Annotated in this window: 12 protein-coding genes; 2 read left to right on the top strand and 10 right to left on the bottom strand. The window is 43.6% G+C overall.

Annotated elements, in window-relative coordinates:
- Position 1: 1 nt before the first annotated feature.
- From J0656_RS08510 to J0656_RS08500, 3 genes are all read right to left on the bottom strand, one after another.
- Positions 2 to 2,203 (bottom strand): xanthine dehydrogenase family protein molybdopterin-binding subunit, encoded by a 2,202-nt coding sequence (locus J0656_RS08510; RefSeq protein WP_207032881.1) that lies wholly within the window; start codon positions 2,201 to 2,203, stop codon positions 2 to 4.
- Positions 2,204 to 2,220: 17 nt separating this feature from the next.
- Positions 2,221 to 2,676 carry a (2Fe-2S)-binding protein gene (locus tag J0656_RS08505; protein ID WP_207032880.1) on the bottom strand — a complete coding sequence of 152 codons (456 nt, stop codon included), beginning with the start codon at positions 2,674 to 2,676 and terminating at the stop codon, positions 2,221 to 2,223.
- 193 nt (positions 2,677 to 2,869) lie between these two features.
- Positions 2,870 to 3,700, bottom strand: coding sequence for an endonuclease/exonuclease/phosphatase family protein (locus J0656_RS08500; protein WP_207032879.1), 831 nt, complete (start codon positions 3,698 to 3,700; stop codon positions 2,870 to 2,872).
- 325 nt (positions 3,701 to 4,025) lie between these two features.
- Between J0656_RS08500 and J0656_RS08495 the strand changes: the two genes are divergently transcribed.
- Both J0656_RS08495 and J0656_RS08490 read left to right on the top strand, forming a co-directional pair.
- On the top strand, positions 4,026 to 5,033 hold the full coding sequence (locus tag J0656_RS08495) for a transporter (protein ID WP_207032878.1): 1,008 nt from the start codon (positions 4,026 to 4,028) through the stop codon (positions 5,031 to 5,033).
- Positions 5,014 to 6,564, top strand: coding sequence for a vanadium-dependent haloperoxidase (locus tag J0656_RS08490; RefSeq protein WP_237688895.1), 1,551 nt, complete (start codon positions 5,014 to 5,016; stop codon positions 6,562 to 6,564). Before J0656_RS08495 ends, J0656_RS08490 begins: the two co-directional genes overlap by 20 nt.
- Before the next feature lie 124 nt (positions 6,565 to 6,688).
- On the opposite strand, the gene bglX is transcribed toward J0656_RS08490, so the two are convergent.
- The 7 genes from bglX to J0656_RS08455 are packed head-to-tail and all read right to left on the bottom strand — an operon-like array spanning position 6,689 to position 18,992.
- Positions 6,689 to 8,959: a beta-glucosidase BglX gene (gene bglX, locus J0656_RS08485; protein WP_207032876.1), complete on the bottom strand. Its 2,271-nt coding sequence runs from the start codon at positions 8,957 to 8,959 to the stop codon at positions 6,689 to 6,691.
- A gap of 26 nt (positions 8,960 to 8,985) precedes the next feature.
- Positions 8,986 to 9,789 carry a carboxylesterase family protein gene (locus tag J0656_RS08480; protein ID WP_207032875.1) on the bottom strand — a complete coding sequence of 268 codons (804 nt, stop codon included), beginning with the start codon at positions 9,787 to 9,789 and terminating at the stop codon, positions 8,986 to 8,988.
- A gap of 1 nt (position 9,790) precedes the next feature.
- Positions 9,791 to 11,164 carry a glucoamylase family protein gene (locus J0656_RS08475; RefSeq protein ID WP_207032874.1) on the bottom strand — a complete coding sequence of 458 codons (1,374 nt, stop codon included), beginning with the start codon at positions 11,162 to 11,164 and terminating at the stop codon, positions 9,791 to 9,793.
- Positions 11,157 to 12,536, bottom strand: a complete 1,380-nt coding sequence (locus J0656_RS08470) for a glucoamylase family protein (RefSeq protein ID WP_207032873.1) — start codon at positions 12,534 to 12,536, stop codon at positions 11,157 to 11,159. Before J0656_RS08470 ends, J0656_RS08475 begins: the two co-directional genes overlap by 8 nt.
- A 57-nt stretch (positions 12,537 to 12,593) precedes the next feature.
- Positions 12,594 to 14,387 (bottom strand): LamG-like jellyroll fold domain-containing protein, encoded by a 1,794-nt coding sequence (locus tag J0656_RS08465; protein ID WP_207032872.1) that lies wholly within the window; start codon positions 14,385 to 14,387, stop codon positions 12,594 to 12,596.
- Between the two features lie 23 nt (positions 14,388 to 14,410).
- Positions 14,411 to 15,955 carry a RagB/SusD family nutrient uptake outer membrane protein gene (locus tag J0656_RS08460; protein ID WP_207032871.1) on the bottom strand — a complete coding sequence of 515 codons (1,545 nt, stop codon included), beginning with the start codon at positions 15,953 to 15,955 and terminating at the stop codon, positions 14,411 to 14,413.
- Positions 15,956 to 15,968: 13 nt separating this feature from the next.
- Complete coding sequence (locus J0656_RS08455; RefSeq protein ID WP_417946756.1) at positions 15,969 to 18,992, bottom strand: SusC/RagA family TonB-linked outer membrane protein; 3,024 nt, start codon at positions 18,990 to 18,992, stop codon at positions 15,969 to 15,971.
- Between the last annotated feature and the right edge of the window lie 25 nt (positions 18,993 to 19,017).

The following is a 19,017-nucleotide window of genomic DNA, read 5'->3' as shown; positions in this document are numbered from 1 at the left end:
ATCAACCTACCAATGGTGGCTTGTCATTAATGAACGGCTGCTTGTAATAACGTCTTCCTGTCGCCTTATACAAAGCATTGGACAATGCTGCTATTGCAGGCGGCAAGGATGGTTCTCCCAGACCTGTTGGATCAATTCCATTGTCTACAAAATGAACCTCGATATTTTTTGGAGCCTCTGAATGACGGATAAGTCGATAGGTATCAAAATTGGATTGCTCTGGCTTACCATCCTTAAATGTCATGGCACTGTAAGTAGAGTGACCTATTCCATCGATCATACCACCTTCTATCTGGTTTTTGGCCGCCAATGGGTTGATTACGATTCCACAATCCACCGCACACCAAATATTATCTACCCTAGGTATATCTCCGCCATCTTCCAGTTCTATTACTTGAGCCACATAAGAGTTATGGCAATAGTAAGCCGCCACACCTCTGGCTTTTCCTGTATCGGTTCCCCAATTGGCTTTCTCTTTGACCAATTTAAGCACTCCAGCATATCGTGCAGGGTCGTAATCGTTGCTTTCCGGGTCACCAACTGGATTGTTTATGGCCCTATCAAATAGTTCCAATCTGAAATCCAATGGGTCTTTGCCCGCAGCTTCGGCCACCTCATCTATAAAAGCTTGTTCTGCCCCCGCAATAAAATTGGAACGGGGCGCTCTCCAAGCACCTGTGGTAACATTGGTCTGTAAACTATGTTTTTCGGCCAGATAATTGTCCACTGCACCTGCCGGGAATCGGTTTTCAAAAATCAAATCATCGTTGGTACCGGCTCCCCTGACATGCCAGGCAATCAAATTGCCCTTATCATCGAGCCCTGCTTTGAACTTAACTTTGTATGATGGCCTATAAGTACCTTGCGTCATATCATCCTCCCTTGAGTACACCAGTTTAACAGGAGCATTCATTTTTTGGGAAATCACGGCTGCTTCTATCACAAATGGCCCATAGAGTCGGCGACCAAAACCACCTCCCATACGGGTCATCATAATATCTATTTTTTCTACTGGCATTCCCAAACGCGCAGCTACTGTTTTTTCGGTAAATTCAGGTGTTTGTATAGGTCCCAGCAATTCGGCTTTCTCTGGTGTAACATGCGCAAAGAAGTTCATCGGCTCCATGGTATTGTGTGCCAAATAAGGTGCCGAGTATGTGCTTTCCACAATTTTGGCCGCTTTGGCGAATGCCGCGTTCACATCACCATCTTTTCTTGCTGGTGTTTCTGTTGGCTTTTCCAGTAATGCGGTCAGTTCTTCTTCATGATAGGATGTACTTTCCGCCGTTGAATCCTGCTCCCATTCCACCTCAAGTGCCTTTTTAGCTTGCATACATTCCCAAGTGCTGTTCCCAACAATGGCAACCAATTCGGAAATTCCACCTTGATCGGACCATTGCTTCTCTATGCCTTCGGGATATACTTCAAAATGGAAAACATCTTTGATTCCGGGCATGGACTTAACCGCATCGGCGTTCATGCCTTTATATTTCATACCGAATGCTGGCGGATGCACGATCATGGCGGTCAACATTCCTTCTTTATAGACATCGAGACCAAACAATGGTTTCCCTGTAACTAATTTGGGCCCATCCACGTTTTTCTTGTCTGTTCCAATTATGGAAAAAGTTCCATTGTCTTTCAATTGCACCTCTTCGGGCACTTCGATACTTGTGGCAGCGGAGGCCATTTCACCATAACCAGCTGAATTTCCACTGGCTTCGTGGGTCAACACACCATCTTTGGTTGTAATCTCATCTGCTGAAACGTTCCATGCTTGAGCGGCGGCCTCTTTCAACATTTGCTTTGCGGTGGCACCGGCCATACGCAGGCTTTCCCACCCTTGTCGGATAGATTGGCTTCCTCCCGCCAATTGGCGAGTGAAGATGTCCGTATTCAGTGGTGCTTGCTCCACAATTACATCTTTCCATGCAATGTCCAATTCTTCGGCCACGATCATGGGCATGGATGTTTTCACGTTCTGACCAATTTCTGGGTTTGGTGACATTATGGTCACCAAACCGTTATCGCCTACTTTTAGAAAGCCGTTCAGGTCGAACCATTCTTTGGGTAAATTATTTACCTGCTCGGGAGTCATTTTACAAGAAGCCAACCAGCTAAAGCCTATCACAAGCCCTCCACTAGCTAATCCTGTATTCCGAATAAAGGCACGTCGCCCTATTTTAGTCTTTACAAGTGTCATTCTACTAGTTTTATGGGTTATGATTTAGCCGCGAGTTTTACGGCTTTTTTGATTCTTGTGTACGTTCCACAGCGGCAGATATTACCGTTCATGGCCATTTCAATTTCCTCGTCAGTTGGGTTGGGGTTTTTCTCCAGAAGAGCAGAAGCAGTCATGATTTGACCTGCTTGACAATACCCGCATTGAGGTACGTCCACTTCCAACCAAGCTTTTTGTACGGGATGGTCACCTTCTTCTGACAACCCCTCTATAGTGGTGATTTCTTGGTCTCCTACAGATGAGACCGTCAACATACAGGCTCGAGTAGCCGTGCCATTCAAATGAATGGTACAAGCACCGCATTGTGCGATTCCGCATCCGTATTTTGTTCCAACTAAATTTAAGTGATCTCGTAAAACCCAGAGCATTGGAGTGGATGGATCCACATCAACCTCTTGTTTTGTTCCGTTGATGTTAAGTGTATAAGTTGCCATATAGTTGATTAATTCCTTTGAAGTTAAATATTTCTTGGAACATTTCTGGAAACTCCCTTACAACATCCCTAAAAATTAACATTGTTTTTAGGTTTTTTGAGGTTAATTAAAATGGATATAAATAACTGGGCGGCATTATTGGTTCCACAAGTCAAAAAACCGGATAATGATAGATGGTTTAAAAGTCTTGATTTCAATACTTCAACCGGGCAAAAACTGGTAAATGGTCGGATGGGTATCGTGTATCCTTGGAATCACTCAAAATGGCACTTTTTAAAACCTCAAATTCATTGGAAACAAATATGTAGTCTATTCTATTCTTAACCGGTTTATTGAATTTAAAACCATTAAAAGTTCCATCTGGCCCAAATGCATTTTCGCCCGCCGCCACATGGGTATCTTTCATTTCAGTAAGGATAACCTGAACACCTGGGCTGTCACTTTCCAGATTAAAATCTCCTGTGACCACTACCGGGTAATGCTCCGTGTTCAATTCTTTTATTTTTTGGAGAATGAGCTTGGAACTTTCTTCACGAGCCTTTACTCCCACATGATCAAAATGGGTGTTAAAGACCATAAACTTTGTCCCATCTCCCTTATTCTGAAAAATCCCGTACGTACATGTCCTTGGTAAGGCAGCATCCCATCCTTTGGATGGTTCTTCGGGAGTTGAGGATAACCAAAATGTAGATTCTTCAAGTAATTTGACTCTTTCCTTATTGTAGAAAACTGCTGTGTGCTCACCTCTTTCATCGCCATGGTCACGACCCACACCAAAATAAGCGTAATCCTTCAGTCCCTCATCTATCTCCTTTACCTGATGAATCAATCCCTCTTGAATACCAAATACATCAGGATTGTAAAAATTGAGTTGCGAAATGAGAAAGTCTTTTCGGTTGTCCCAATTATTGGGAGCATCATCTGGATTATCGTATCGGATATTGTAGGAGATAATGTCAATGGTTTGACTTTTAGCAATTGAAACAGAAAGTATTGCAACTAAAAAGAGTACTAATTTTTGCATTGGTATAGGGTCATCAAATTATATTAAAGATATGCAAGCTATCCAATTTCTGAAGTATAGATGTTATCATATCTTTATTTTAACGCTTCGTAGGTCTGTTCCACTCCATAACATGATAACTATCAGAAAAATAAAGTGGAATTTATATTTCCTTAATCCAAATTAATCGTTCAACAACCGTTTTACCCTTTTCATAATATTTTTTGGTAATCCCTTAGTCTTCATTAGTCGTACAGAGGTCTACTTTAGCCTGCAAATCTTTTACAAACAACCATTATCAATCACAACCAGTATTGCCTAACGTGCAATCCATCCAATTCAAATTATGATATTACACCAACAATTACATTCCTTCTTTCCCGATTGGGACAAAAAACTAGGAAGGACAATGCAGCTATTGGGGATAGTGATAGCCATCATTACATCCGAAGCTCTATGTGCGCAAACTCCATCCGATGGGCTTATGATGCCTTCCAAAAACATCTGCGTTCTTTTCTCCTATGACATGGGCACTTTTGATAGATATTGGGAGGGTTCCGATCTACGTTCCAATGAGACCATAGCTACTGTTGACCGAAATATGGTTCTGCCCATGGCTGCCATAGGTATTTTGGACAACCTTAATTTTTATGTGAGCCTACCCTTTATCAGCACCGAATCTTCAGAACCTAACGGAGGCTTTTTTACCGGGGCCAGAGGGTTTCAGGACATTGGTTTTGCCTTGAAATACAGACCCGTTCGAACGGAATGGGGACCTGGTCGGATTTCCTTTTTGGGAACCGCAGGGTTCAGCACTCCCTTTACCAACTATCTTTCCGATTACAGGCCCTATAGCATTGGTGCAGGAGCGCCGGAGTTTTCCCTGAGGGCAATAGCTCAATATGAATTTAAAAATCAACTTTATTTCCGTGCCTCTGCAGCACACCTTTGGAGAGGATATACCGAGGCAGAGCGCGATTATTATTATAATGATGGGAGCTATTATACCGCTTGGATGGACGTGCCCAATGCATGGACCTATGAAACCATTCTTGGAAAATGGTTGTTCGACACCTCCTTAAAGCTGGAACTGAGCTACTCCAGCCTCACCTCCACCAGTGGTGATGACATTAGGGCCTATAATGCGGCCCAACCTACCAACAAAGTTGAAGTTGACAGATTGGGATTCTCGGCCCAATACTATTTTAAATCCATTAAAGGATTGGGCGTCGTGGCCTATCATAACCGAGTAATTGATGGAAGAAACGCACCAAAAATGAGCAATACCGGGTTTGGACTGACTTATCAATTCAACGTAATCAAAAAACAAACTGATGAAGAAAATGCGCAATAATATTACCATACTGCTTTTGACCGCATTGGTTATCAGCCTAATATCCTGTGAAAAGGACACACCACAATACCTTCCGTATGAAGGGTATACCTACGCCGAACTTAATACAAATGGCGGGAATTGGGTTCCTGTGCTCCAATCTTCCGGCGATGCTATAGACATTGCAGTCCCCATGGCGACTGATTCACAGGAATATTTGAGTGAAATTCAAGAATTGAAAGAGGCTATGTCAACCATGACTTCCGATCAAAGAAAAGCTATAAAATATTGGACCAACAACCCGGCGATTCGATGGAATGAAATTGCGTTGGAACTCATTGCCAAATACAATTTGATTCCCGGACCCAATGCTGATGGTACCTATACTTTGCCAAACCCATCCAATCCAGAGGGCCCACCTGCATTTCCTTTTGCGCACCCACCATATGCCTGTAGAGCTTTGGCCTATATGTCCGTGGCACAATTTGATGGACTTATTTCGGCATGGCACTACAAATATGAATACAATCGGCCAGCTCCTTTTCAACTGGATGAAACCATTGACTATGCTTATGAAGAAAATAATCTTCCATCTTATCCTTCCGATGGTGCCGTAGTTGCAAGGGCATCCAGAAACATTCTTTCGGCCATGTTTCCTTTGGAAGTGGAATACCTTCAAAAAATGGAAGAGGAACATCTTGAAAGTCTGTTGCTGTCCGGTGGCAACGTTATGAGCGATATTACCGCAGGGCTGGAAATAGGTGATGCCGTGTCAGAAACGGCGTTGACAAGGGCATCCAACGATGGAATGAAGAACGCTCAAACACCGAAGGCCGTATCCGATTCCATCAAACAAGCTGCCTATGACCGATTTGGTTGGGCCTGGGACAATCTGGAAATACCAGTGCGGCCCGTAGGGCTTACACCGTTGTTTAGTAAGGTAACCATGTGGAGCATTGATGATGTGGAAAGTGTGCGCCCGATTCCACCTCCACAATTGGATTCACAAGAATTTTTGGATGATGTGGAACTTTTAAAGGATCATGCCAAAAACATGACCGATGAAAAAAGAAGGATTGCCAATTTCTGGCAAGACGGTTTGGGAACCTACACTCCTCCAGGGCATTGGAACCGTATTGCCAACGAGTTTATGGTAGAATACAAACTCAACCCATTGCAGACCACTAGAACACTGGCTTATATGAATATGGCCATAATGGACGCAGGTATCAGTTGTTGGGACGCGAAATATTATTACCACTACCCAAGACCCATTCAATTGATCGAAGGTTTTGAAACTATCGCCGGAACTCCCAACTTCCCTAGTTATACATCTGGCCACAGTGTTTTTTCCGCTGCTGCCTCGGAGGTTTTGGCCTATGTGTTCCCCAACGAAGCAGCTACAGTCAGGGCGTGGGCCGAAGAAGCGGCCATCTCACGTGTATATGGCGGCATTCATTGGAGTTTTGATGCCACGGTTGGAACGGACCAAGGTCGTGAAGTAGCCCAATACACTATCGACAGGGCCAAAGCAGATGGCGCAGACGAGTAGTTAAAAAAATAGGATATACTAAACACTGACCATGGTATATAAAAAAGCCCGATTTGTTTTTATCGGGCTTTTCTGTTATTTATATAGATTTTAGATATTATGCTTTGCTTTCTTTAACCATATTCTATTGTTTAAGTACAAAGGTTTCCGAAAGCTCGGCATCTGAATTGGTTCCAACAAACACTTCGAATTCACCTGGTTCTGATACAAATTCAAGCTGGGCGTTGTAGAATTTTAAATCGTCTGCCGAAAGGGTAATCGTTACTTCCTTGCTCTCCCCTTTCTTAAGCATGACTTTCTGAAAACCTTTCAATTGACGCTTTGGTGGTGTAATGCTTCTGACCAGATCCCTCAAATACAATTGCACGACTTCTTCCCCATCGTAATCCCCTGCATTTTTAACCGTTACGGTAGCTGAAACTGATTCATCCTGAGCGATTTCTTTTTTATTCAATTTGAGATTCCCAAACTCAAATGTGGTATAGCTTAACCCATACCCAAAAGGTAAGAGTGGTGCATTGGGCGCATCCAGATAATTGGAGCGGAATTTTTGAAATTCGCCACTTTCCGGCGCAGGCCTACCAGTGACCTTTGCACTATGATAGATTGGTATTTGCCCCACATTTACTGGCCACGTAGCGGTCAACTTCCCCGATGGATTATAATCACCAAAAACCACATCGGCAATAGCATTACCGGCTTCCACTCCTGGATGCCAAACCTGCAAGATGGAAACAGGCATATCAAATTCTTCTGGAATCGTTAACGGTCTGCCGCTCATCAAAACCAAGGCAACCGGTTTCCCGGTCTCCACTAATGCATTTATCAGTTTCTTTTGACTTTCTGGAATGGAAATATCGGTACGACTGGATGACTCTCCACTCATTTCGGTCGCCTCACCGACCACTGCAACGACCACATCCGAAGTTTTTGCCAATTCAACAGCTTCTTGGAGCATTGCTTCAGGCGAGCGCGTATCGATTACGATTCTTTCCCCAAGTGAATTTACATTTTTGGCAAAATCTGCATCATCTGAGATATTGGCACCTTTGGCGTAATCAATACTAGCGTTTGGTGCCACGTTTTTGAATCCCTCCAAAATGGTCACGGCCAAATTAAAATCCCCTGTCGGCGCCCAAGTTCCGAGCATATTTTCCCTGCTATCGGCCAACGGGCCTACCAATGCAATCTTGCCTTGCTTTTTTAGGGGAAGTATGTTATTGTGATTTTTTAGCAATACGAAGGACCGGGTTGCCAATTTGCGGGCCAATGCCCTGTTCGCATCGGTAAGTATATCCTTTTTAGGACGCTTGGAATCCAAGTATTTGTAGGGGTCATCAAAAAGTCCGGAAATGTATTTGGCCTCCAATACTCTTCGGCAGGCGTTGGTAATATCCGCTTCGGTCACTTTGCCTTCATCCAAGGATTTCTTTAAAGTGGTCAAAAAGCCCTCACCCACCATATCCATATCCAATCCTGCCTTCAACGCCAATGCAGAAACTGCTTGAAGATCTCCCAAGCCATGTGGAATCATTTCGTTTAATGAGGTATAATCGGATACCACGAAACCTTCAAACCCCCATTGATCACGTAGCAAATCGGTCAACAGCCATTTATTTCCTGTGGCGGGCACACCGTCCACATCATTGAAAGAACTCATCACACTGGCCGCTCCTGCATCAATGGCCGCTTTGTACGGTGGCAGGTACTGGTTGAACATTTTGATCTTACTCATATCCACTGAATGATAATCCCTACCGGCCTCGGCAGCACCGTAAAGCGCAAAATGTTTTACACAGGCCAACATGGTATGGGAAGCAGCCAAATCATCTCCCTGATATCCCTTGACCATCGCAACCCCTATTTTTGAGCCCAGATAAGGATCCTCGCCCGCCCCTTCGGAGATACGTCCCCAACGTGGGTCGCGTGCAATATCCACCATTGGAGAAAAATTCCAGTTGATACCATCTGCGGTGGCTTCCCTAGCGGCCATTTGAGCTGCTTGCTCTACCAAATCCATGTCCCAACTGGATGATAGCCCCAACGGGATAGGATATGTTGTTTTGTAGCCATGGATTACATCGGAACCTATCAACAGTGGAATACCTAATCGGCTATCGTTCACTGCAATTTCTTGTGCTTGCCTCACCCTATCAGGACCGGCTACCCCAAAAAGGCCTCCTACTTGACCATTTTTAATCTTAGATCCTACATCTTTACTTACGACTTCACCAGTAGCAACACCGCCACCGGGCGTCAATAAATTCAACTGACCTATTTTTTCTTCAATGGTCATTTTGTTCAGTAACTCTTCTACTTGAGGAATCCGTTTTTGGGCGTTTGCACCCATAACGGCAAATCCCATTAGTGCGAGCAGGAGTTTTTTATAGTACATGATCAGGTTGTTTTGATATTTGATTCTTATTCTGATATTGCCTGAATTGGCTTTTTGACATGAGAAAACAACCAAGGCAATAAATCAGGCTCAGCAAAAGCAGGGTCCCAACTATTGTGATTGGCAAAATCGTACATTGTAAATTTTGGATATACCCCAGCTTTTAAAAGTGCTGAGACCATTTCCATGGATTTCAATGGATGTACCACATTGTCCTGTGCCCCATGAAACACCCATAACGGAGTGTTTTTGGCGTAATTGGCAACCGACCCTGGTTCACCTCCACCACATATCGGCACTGCCGCTGCGAAGGTATCCGGTTTTCTATTCAATAATTCAAATGTGCCCATACCTCCCATGGACAATCCCATCAGGTAAATCTGGTCATCTTTGGAATAAGGTTGTTGAATGGTGGTCTCGAGCAGGTCCATAACCATTTGCATGGGTTTTGTTGGACCGTCACTATACTTAAAATCCAGGTTAATGGGGTACGAACTTCTGTCAACATCCACACTGGCCCAATAACTATCCGTAGGACATTGTGGAAAAATGACGATTGCCGGATATTTTTCCTGTAAATAATCCGTTGCGAACAGTTTACCTCCATTCCATAATTGTCTTTCATTGTCGTTACCGCGCTCTCCGGCTCCATGAAGAAAAAGGACGACAGGATAGCTTCCGTCCTCCTTAAAATTCTTTGGATACATAATGCGATATCTTAAGGTATCGCTCCCATCAATCAACATTTTAGCTTCATATTTAGACTGCCATTGAGCAGAAACCAATGTACAAGCAAGGAACATCAGAAAAAATAATACTCGTTTTGTCATATCAAAATCCAAGTTTGGTCAAACCAGCCTGAACGTCTTCATTGGCCATGAACAAGTCCCAAAGCAATCCGGTTCTATAGTTTTCAATCATAATGATCTGTGGTCCTTGGTCAATGGCCAAATACGCCTCTGCCACCCAATCGTATTCTGGGCTAAAGGCATCGTAAAACCCGGCCGGTCCCAACAAATCTGCTCTATTTCTATAAAAATAATGCATTGCCGCCAAAGATTCTTCCGGTGCGTAAGGAATTGAACTAATGGCTGCGGTTGGTGAAATTACTCCTGTGTCATTATTTGGACTATGGGCATCATACCCTATGCTCCCATCATTGTTTCTTGAGTAACTCGCAGTTAGTCCCCAACAGTCTGCTCCATAGTCTTGATGAAATCCGGGATTCGCCACACAATATTCATAGTTGATCATCGTATGGCTCACGTTCACGTCCCAATAATTGACATAATCATCGGAAAGGTTTCTTGGGTCGAGCCCCAAATAGGAATAATGTGCCCAAAATAGTGGCCCACCAAATTGCTCAGCGCCGTTGTGCTTTACCAAGAGTGGATAACCGTATTGGGTATTTGATGATTGTATTCCTCCATTGGAAGCCCAACCGTTGGTATAAACTTCTTTTTCGATAGTAAAATCGGGTGAAGCGGCCGCCATGACATAGGTTATCAAAACTTCGTTGTACCCTTTAAGCTGCATGTTGATTGCAAAATCATGATTTGGGCTCCAGTGCCAATACAGTACATTTTGATTTTGTGTATACCAATCCCATTCCACACCTTTCCACAGATCATCAGCCTGTTGGGCCAGTGCTTGTTCTACATCCGTCCCATTTTTGAAATATTCCTTTATACAAACCAAACCCTGCGCCAAGAATGCGGTCTCTACCAAATCACCTCCATCATCCAAATCGCTAAATGGAATTACGGCACCTGTAGCCCCGTTCATCCAATGTGGCCAAGCCCCATGAAATCGGTCCGCATTTTCAAGAAAATCCAATAAGGTATTCAATCGATCCACGGCTTCTGTCCGAGAAACAAAACCTCTTTCAATACCCACTAAAATAGCCATAAGTCCGAATCCGGTTCCGCCTGCCGTTACCACACCTTCGCTGTTTCCAGGGTCATTGGGGTGATATCTTTCCCTTGCGCCACCGGAGTTGGAATCGGCATAGTCCCAGAAATATTTAAAGGTTTCCTCTTGGGTCAAATCCAATAGCTCTTCATCCGAAATTGCAGGTTCTTCTTCCTCTTCTTCGGAACCGCTACCCGGCAGCTCTGGTTCTGTGGGAACATAGGTATAGTCATCGCCTCCACAGGACAGCATCACGATGGAAAAAAGTGAGAGGTATATTGCTTTTTTAATCATCTGTGTTTGTCATCTCGGGGCTTTCAAAACCCAATTTCTTCAAGCCTTTTTGCACTTCTTCATTGGCCATGAACAATTTCCATAACAATCCACTTCGATAGTTTTCAATCATCACTGGAATTGGACCTTGGTCTATTGCCAAGTATCGTGGCAAGTACCAATCGTCTTCCAGGCTAAAAGCGTCATAAGGACCGTACTTTCCTATGAGGCTATCCTGTTCTTTGTACATAAACCGTAAAAACTGTTTGCTCTCTTCAGGAGTATATGGCATGGAAGAAAGTGCTGCGGTTGGGGAAATTACGCCCAGATCAGCTTCGGGTCGGTGCCCAGCATATCCATTTATGGAATAGCTAGAGGTCAACCCCCAACAATCTTCGCCGTAACCTTTGTAACCCTTGGGGTTATCCACACAATATTTGTAGTGAATCAATGCATGGTTCCTGTTCAGTTTCCAATAATCGCCAAATTGATCCTTCAACCCTTTAGGATTAAGTCCTAAATAGGAATAATGGGCCCAAAACAAAGGCCCAACGGGTGCATCACTATGCTCATAATGATTGAGCTCAGTTTCCAGGCCGTAGTATGTGGTATCTTTGGCGATTTGTCCGTCGACTCCCCAACCCTTTTCATAAACTGATTTTTTGATAGGGTGTGTGGGAGATGCTGCTGCCAAAATATACATAATCAGGGCTTCGTTGTAACCCCCTACGGGAAAGTTCATCTCCCATTGGTACTCGGGACTCCAATGCCAGTATAGCACATCTTCACCGTTTTTGGTGTACCAGTCCCACTCAACTTCTTCCCATAGCTCTTGGATTTTTTGGGCCAATTGCTGTTCACGTTCATTTCCATCCTTAAAATAGGCTTGAACGGTCAGTAATCCTTGCACCAAGAAAGCTGTCTCTACCAAATCTCCTCCATTGTCTTTTTTGCTAAAAGGGGTCACTTTTCCTGATGGTAACAGCCAATGGGGCCAAGCCCCATGAAAACGGTCTGCTTTTTCCAAAAAACCAACAATTTGCTCGTAGCGTTCCAGTGCCTGTTCACGGGTTATGAATTCTCTTTCGACACCTACCAAAATGGCCATCAGTCCAAAACCTGAACCTCCTGTGGTAATAATATCCTTGTCGTGGTTGGGGTAAACTCCATCCATGTGAATTCGTTCCCTAGCCAATCCTGAGACCGGTTCTGCTCCATCCCAAAAGTAGTTGAAGGTCTGGTATTGGACCGAATCGAGCAATGCCTCATCGGTATAAGCCAAACTATCCGAATAACTTTCAGATATTGATTCTTTGCTTTTTTCTTTAGTTTTTTGGCCATTGCACCCTACAAGTAGGGTGACAACGGCCAATGGTAATACAATTAACCTCATAGAAATAACTAAACTTACTAACTCAAATATTTTGATGTGCTACAAACAAGTAGCTCATTAATTGTTCATGACTTCCTGTACCTCTTCTTGGGTAAGTGATTTATTGAAGAACCTCAACTCATCTATTTGACTTTCATCCGATAAATGGCCCCACTCGGTAAATCTTGGTGCACCGGAACCGATACTGAAGAAATCACAATCGGACCAATCGATACCGGATATTGTATTTTGCCCCACTGGTTCTCCATCAATATAAACGACAGCATTGGAACCAGAAATTGTAATGGCCAAGTGTATCCAACCCGTTGCAACCAATGGATCTAGGTCGGCATTTTCTCCGCCATCTACCCATGCATCTGCTGTTCCATCACCTACATTTAGCTTGAAGCGTTGCATTCCACCTACATTTTCTCTAAAGAAACGGAATCCGCTGGTTCTAAGGTTCTGAACTTCTGGATAGCCAGCATTTTCGGTATCCTCCGGTCCTGCCGTTAAAATACCTGCATTGTTTTCGGTCACGTTCATTTTGTACCACATGGTAGCACTAAAATTGTCTGATGTCAATCCCTGTGTTGGGAACGTTAGATAAGAATCAACCGCCCCTGCATAAGCATCGGTACCTTCTACGCTCTCTCCTGCAAACCCTGGATTTCCAACTTCGGTCGCCTCAGTTTCCCTGAACATTTCCATATAATCCCCGTCAAATGGCATGTAGAAGAATTCGCCGTCAAATGTTGGTGGGTAAGATGAAACCAATTCTCCCGAATCATCGGCCATAATAGTTTGAATTTCTTCTTGGGTGATCGCTCGATTGAAAATTCGAAGCTCGTCCATCAAACTTTGGTCAGAAAGATGGTTCCACTCGGTAAAGTTGGGTGCTCCAGACATAATGGACAACACATTGCAATCTGTCCAATCGATACCCGGAAATGTGTTTTGACTTACCACTTGTCCATTGATGTAGACAACAGCTTCCGAACCGGAAATAGTAAATGCCAGATTGACCCACTCACCAGTGGCAGGATCTACATCTGCCATTTCTCCACCATCAAACCATTCCGCTCCTTCACCATAACCTGCAGTAAGCTTAAATCTTTGTTCCCCACCGGCATTTTCCCTGAAAAAGGCAAAGCCTTTGTTTCTATCGTTAGTGGTTCCATCTGTCATTGGTGGGCTCATGGTCAAAATACCAGCCCTGTCCGGCACGGCATTTATTTTTACCCAGAAAATGGCACTGAACTCTGGATTTGTCAATCCATCTGTTGGCAACGTTAAATAAGCACCCTCCGCCCCTGCATAAGCTCCAGAGCCATTTAGGCTTTCTTCTTCACTTGCAAACGATGGGCTACCTACTACTGTCGGGGTTTGGAAAGAAATCAGATCTATCCAATCGCCATTGAAAGGCATATAAAGTATCTCTCCCTCGTATTTGGGCAAATATGGAGGTTCCTTGGAAAAGTTTACTGTAGCGGAAGTAGATTTTCCATCCAAATCCGTTGCGGTAACGGTCAGCTCATGCTCACCGTCCATAAGGCCTTCATAAACCAGATCACTTACAAATACCCTGCGATAATCCGTGAACCCACCACTATATGTGGCAATGGTACTGCCATTCATTTGTACGCTAATTGACCCTACCTCTATATCATCGGTCACCTGAAACGAAATTGGCACGTTTGTGGTTTCGGCCGGAACCTGAATCACGCTTCCTGCAACTGGTGTGCTTATGGTGACTTGTGGAGCGGTTTCATCGACCCCGGCATCCACTGCGGTTATAGGATCTATCCCTTCGTTACAGGACACTACCAATAGTGCCAATAACATTATTATGGATTTAACTACATATTTCATCTTGTGTTGTTTATTTAGTTAGTTTAATCATTACCGCTACCGCCACCAAGAGTTGGAAGTGCGTCAACTTGTGCTTGTGGATATGGTAGTAGTTCCTTGTCCGCTGTAAAAGTGCGTCCGTCATAGCTGAGCTCTGAATAATTGTCCAGACGAATCATATCATAATAGCGGATTCCCCATTCCATTCCCAGTTCGGCAAATTTCTCGTCCATCACATCATCAGAAGAAACTCCTGATAATGAAGGCATTCCTGCTCTGCCACGAACTAGGTTTACTGCTTGATCGGCAGTCATTCCTGAACCGCTGGCTCCTCTGGTCAAAGCTTCTGCATACATTAACAATATTTCCGCGTAGCGTATTACGATCATATTTTTTCCTCCTCCGTAATCATTTCGTTGATCGGTGAGCTGTACCGATGGCAGGTAATGTTTGCCACTAGAGAACAATGCTCTTGCAAAATCATTTATAATATCCCCGTCTCTTGTGGTCTTGTTCACAAAAGCGGGAAGTGTAGCATAATTTGGATCTGTTTGCAATTCGGCGATACCCCTATCGGTCCAAAGTACACTGGTTTCCAAACGAACAGATTCGTCCCTGTCCAACATAAACTTGATGAACTTCATACTAGGTTCGTAAAAGCCCCATCCATCGGAGGCATTTTCCCTTGCAGGTGTCCAACCTTGCGGGCCAAATGGACCATACAAATGATAGAACGTATCTCCAGTACTTGATCCATAATCAGAAAATTGCAGTTCGAACAGGCTCTCGTCGCTCAATTCTCCGGGTTTTTTGAACAAGCTGTAAAAATCAGGATATAATGAAAACTTGTTGGAGTTGATTATCGCGGAACAGGCGTCTGCCATTCCTTGGTAATCTTCCATCTCCATGCGGGCCATGGCTTTCAATGCGTATGCAGTATAGCGTGTAACTCCTCCAGGGATATCAGTTCTTTCATTCGGCCTGGAGTCGGGCAACAATGGAATGGCTTCGTCCATTTGGTCGGATATATATTGCATCATCTCCTGTTTGGTCGCGGTTCCATTGGCGATTTCGGCATCGGGCTGTGTGGTTTCTATGATAAATACATCGCCCCATACCCTTGCCAGGTTAAAATGCAACCAAGCCCTCATCACCTTTATCTCTGCAATGTATTGATCTGCAGTTGCTTTTCCGCTTTCGTCCGCAAAGGCCTTAAAATTTTCTATCAGCTCTATTTGTGTATTCAATTCGACTATATCACCATAGTGAACATTCCATAAGGAATTGTACATCCAATATCCTTGTGCGTACACAAAATTATCAGTGTCCGCAAAAGGCTGTTGATCTCCAAGTCCCCCTGCATTTACATCATCTCCACGAACAGAAAGCAACAAGGGTTCTTCCCACCCTCTTGTGGCTATTACATAGTAGGATCCGATCAATGCTTGAACCATGTTTTCGGTTGCGGTGTAATCCAAATCATCGGCATTGAGCTGTCCTTCTCTTTCTTCGAACTTGTCGGAACACGATTGGATGGTCAACATCGCAATCAGGACAAATACTATTTTATATAAATTGTTACGTTTCATCTCAATTTTCTTTTTATAGTTTAACATTAACACCTATGGTGTAAATCGCAGGAACTGGATAAGTTTGACGATCAACACCATCCGATACTTCTGGATTAAATCCGTTGTAGCTGAAAATGGTCAGAGGACGTTCTGCGGTCAATGTGAATTTAAAATCGGGCATGTTGCCTTTGAGTTTATCCCCTCGGAGGGTGTAAGCCAACTGTATGTTCTGGATTCTGAAGAAATCCCCGTCCTCTACCCAGAAATTGCTCAAACGTTGGTTCCAACTGTTTCTAAGTCCTGCGGATGAAGGATAGCTGTTGCTAGTACCTTCGCCATGCCAACGGTTTTTAGCCAAATCGGCATCCATGTTGGTATCATTGGTAAAAATGACCTCTCCTCGTTTTCTGTTCAATATCTTATTTCCGGATTGACCATAGAAATTCATGGAAAAACCAAAGTCTTTATAATTTAATCCGATGTTACCTCCATAGGTGAACTTAGGAAGAAAGGAACCAAGAACAGTCCTATCTTGGTCTGTTATGGCACCATCCCCATCCCTATCGTTGAATATCAAATAGCCAGGTTGTATATTTTGTCCGTCAGCTATGGCATTTTGTGCGACAGGATCGGCATCAATTTGTGCTTGATTTTGATAAACACCCGTGGTTTCGTACCCGTAGAACGCATACAAGGGTTCGCCCACAATGGTTCTTTGTCTAAACTCGGCCGAACCTGAATCAATATAACCTCTTTCGTCTTCAATCTTGATGGCCTCATTTTTAACCGTAGTAAAATTGGCTCCGATGGTATAAGTGAAATCGGATGTAATCTCATCACTCCAGTTTAATGCCACCTCTACCCCAGAGTTTCGTATAACACCTGAGTTTCTTGAGATTGTCTTGTCCGCTATAGGTATGTAGACGGGCATAATGGCATCTTCGGTATCTCGAATGTAGTAATCCGCCTCAAGTGATAAACGGTTGTTGAGTATGTTCATATTGAAACCAAAATCCAACTCTTCAACTACTTCCCATGTCAGGTCGGTGAATGTACTGGTCGCGGTGACACCTGTATTTGGGGTATCGCCCAAATCCACAGTTTCGTTGGAGATAGTGTTTGCACCTGCACTTGCTGGAACATTATCGTTACCCAAACGTCCCCATGCGGCTCTTAGCTTCAAGAAATCGAAGAAACCTACATTTTCCATAAAAGGTTCTTGGGAAACTACCCAACCCGCACCAACAGAAGGGAAATAGCCCCATTGTTGTTTTGTAAACTTGGATGACCTATCCGCCCTAAATGTTCCGTAGAGCAAATAGCGGTTCTTAAAATTATAGGAAACTCTACCAAAATAAGATTGACCATAAATCCTTTTGTTTTCTTCTTCTACATTATTGTTGAACGACAACGGGTCTGCAAAATCCAAATACCAGGAAGTCTCGTAGTCTATACCGGCAATGTCCCTACCTGTGGCCTCAAACCTGTTGGATGCCTCATCCCTAAAGGACGTACCGGCCATCACGGTCACATTATGGTCTTCGGCATAGGTATCCGTATAGGTAAGAACATTGTCCCAAATTTGATTGTAATAGTTATTTTGCTTTCTGTTTATATCGGAAATTCGCTGATCACCATAGCCCATATTGTACGGCAGGTTGACATAGCGTTCTTCCAGAGCAGAAAAATCAATATTATATGTGGTTTTGAAGGTAAGTTTATCTTTAATAAGGTCTGTTTGCAGGTAGATGTTGGCCAACAACTTACGTATCTTCAGTCTATCGTTGTTATAATCCATATCCGGGAAAGGGTTTTGTGTGCTCCTATACCCCAGTGCCTGCGCATTTGCGTAACGGGTTGGTGTTGCCTCAGTATTCATATCATCAAAAACAGGAAGAATGGGAACTGCAAAATATGCCTTGAACCACGCTGCATTTTCCGGTTGTTGCTGAGTAGCATTACTAAAAACGGTATTTACCCCCATTTTTAAATTATCAAGAACATCTACATCCAGTTTTGAACGAATGTTGAATCTTTCATACTCATTGTTCATATCCAGCAAACCTTCTTGGGAGAAATAGTTGGTCCCTAAAGAATAGGATACATTGTCTGTGCCCCCTGTAACACTTATGCTATGGTTTTGAATAAGTCCATCACGGATAATCTCATCGTACCAGTCCGTATTTACATTGGGCACGTTTGGATTAACTCGACTTCTCCCATAGCGTTGCATGGCATTTAGCACAAATTGAACATCTGCTGAGGATCCAGATTCAACTGCCATGGTCACAAATTGCTCTGCATTGGCCATTTGTAAAACATTCTGGGCTCGCTGGATACCTGTATAGCCATTGTACTCAATAGTTGGCTTCCTGTTTTTACCTCCAGACTTAGTCTCTATAATGATTACACCGTTAGCAGCCCTTACGCCATAAATGGCGGAAGAGGAAGCATCCTTGAGTACGTTCATCGATTTGATGTCGTTGGGATTCAAGAAATCTATGTTGCTATAGAACATACCGTCAACTACATACAGTACCTTAGTAGCGGCTGAATCTTCAGAATCGTATGTTCCGAGACCCCTGATTCGCACGTTGGGGGATGCACCTGGTGAACCTGTAGTAACAATTTGCACACCCGCCACCTTACCTTGTAATGATTGAAGTGGGTTAGCAGAAGGTGTTTTTTCTATTTGCTCAGCATCCACAGTAGCAATAGAACCTGTTAAATCAGCTTTCTTCTGCGTACCATAACCAACCACAACAACTTCATCAAGACTTTGCGTGTCTTCTTGCATAGTTAGGTTTATTGTTGTTCTATTATTAATTGGTATGGTTTGAGAAGTAAAACCAACATAACTGAATACCAATGAACCATCTCCCGGGACGTTGTCCAAGGTATAGTTTCCATCAAAGTCCGTTTGGATTCCTGTTGTAGTACCCTCAAGTACCACACTTGCTCCAGGCAAGGGTTGTCCTTGTTCATCGGTTACCGTTCCCGAAACCGTTATATTGTTTTGGGCCAAAACGACGACCTGAAACAATAAAAATGACATTAGCAAAAGTTTGCTTTTAATTTTC

The organism is Flagellimonas aurea (assembly GCF_017313785.1).
GTDB lineage: Bacteria > Bacteroidota > Bacteroidia > Flavobacteriales > Flavobacteriaceae > Flagellimonas > Flagellimonas aurea.
Note: the sequence above shows the minus strand (reverse complement) of the source record. Positions and strands in the feature narration are given on the sequence as shown.

Bases quoted from the DNA above. Each gene is read 5' to 3' on its own strand.
- bglX (WP_207032876.1), bottom strand. From the start codon at position 8,959: ATGTACTATAAAAAACTCCTGCTCGCACTAATGGGATTTGCCGTTATG.
- J0656_RS08495 (WP_207032878.1), top strand. From the start codon at position 4,026: ATGATATTACACCAACAATTACATTCCTTCTTTCCCGATTGGGACAAA.
- J0656_RS08505 (WP_207032880.1), bottom strand. From the start codon at position 2,676: ATGGCAACTTATACACTTAACATCAACGGAACAAAACAAGAGGTTGAT.
- J0656_RS08470 (WP_207032873.1), bottom strand. From the start codon at position 12,536: ATGAGGTTAATTGTATTACCATTGGCCGTTGTCACCCTACTTGTAGGG.
- J0656_RS08500 (WP_207032879.1), bottom strand. From the start codon at position 3,700: ATGCAAAAATTAGTACTCTTTTTAGTTGCAATACTTTCTGTTTCAATT.
- J0656_RS08490 (WP_237688895.1), top strand. From the start codon at position 5,014: ATGAAGAAAATGCGCAATAATATTACCATACTGCTTTTGACCGCATTG.
- J0656_RS08455 (WP_417946756.1), bottom strand. From the start codon at position 18,992: ATGTCATTTTTATTGTTTCAGGTCGTCGTTTTGGCCCAAAACAATATA.
- J0656_RS08465 (WP_207032872.1), bottom strand. From the start codon at position 14,387: ATGAAATATGTAGTTAAATCCATAATAATGTTATTGGCACTATTGGTA.
- J0656_RS08480 (WP_207032875.1), bottom strand. From the start codon at position 9,789: ATGACAAAACGAGTATTATTTTTTCTGATGTTCCTTGCTTGTACATTG.
- J0656_RS08510 (WP_207032881.1), bottom strand. From the start codon at position 2,203: ATGACACTTGTAAAGACTAAAATAGGGCGACGTGCCTTTATTCGGAAT.
- J0656_RS08460 (WP_207032871.1), bottom strand. From the start codon at position 15,955: ATGAAACGTAACAATTTATATAAAATAGTATTTGTCCTGATTGCGATG.
- J0656_RS08475 (WP_207032874.1), bottom strand. From the start codon at position 11,164: ATGATTAAAAAAGCAATATACCTCTCACTTTTTTCCATCGTGATGCTG.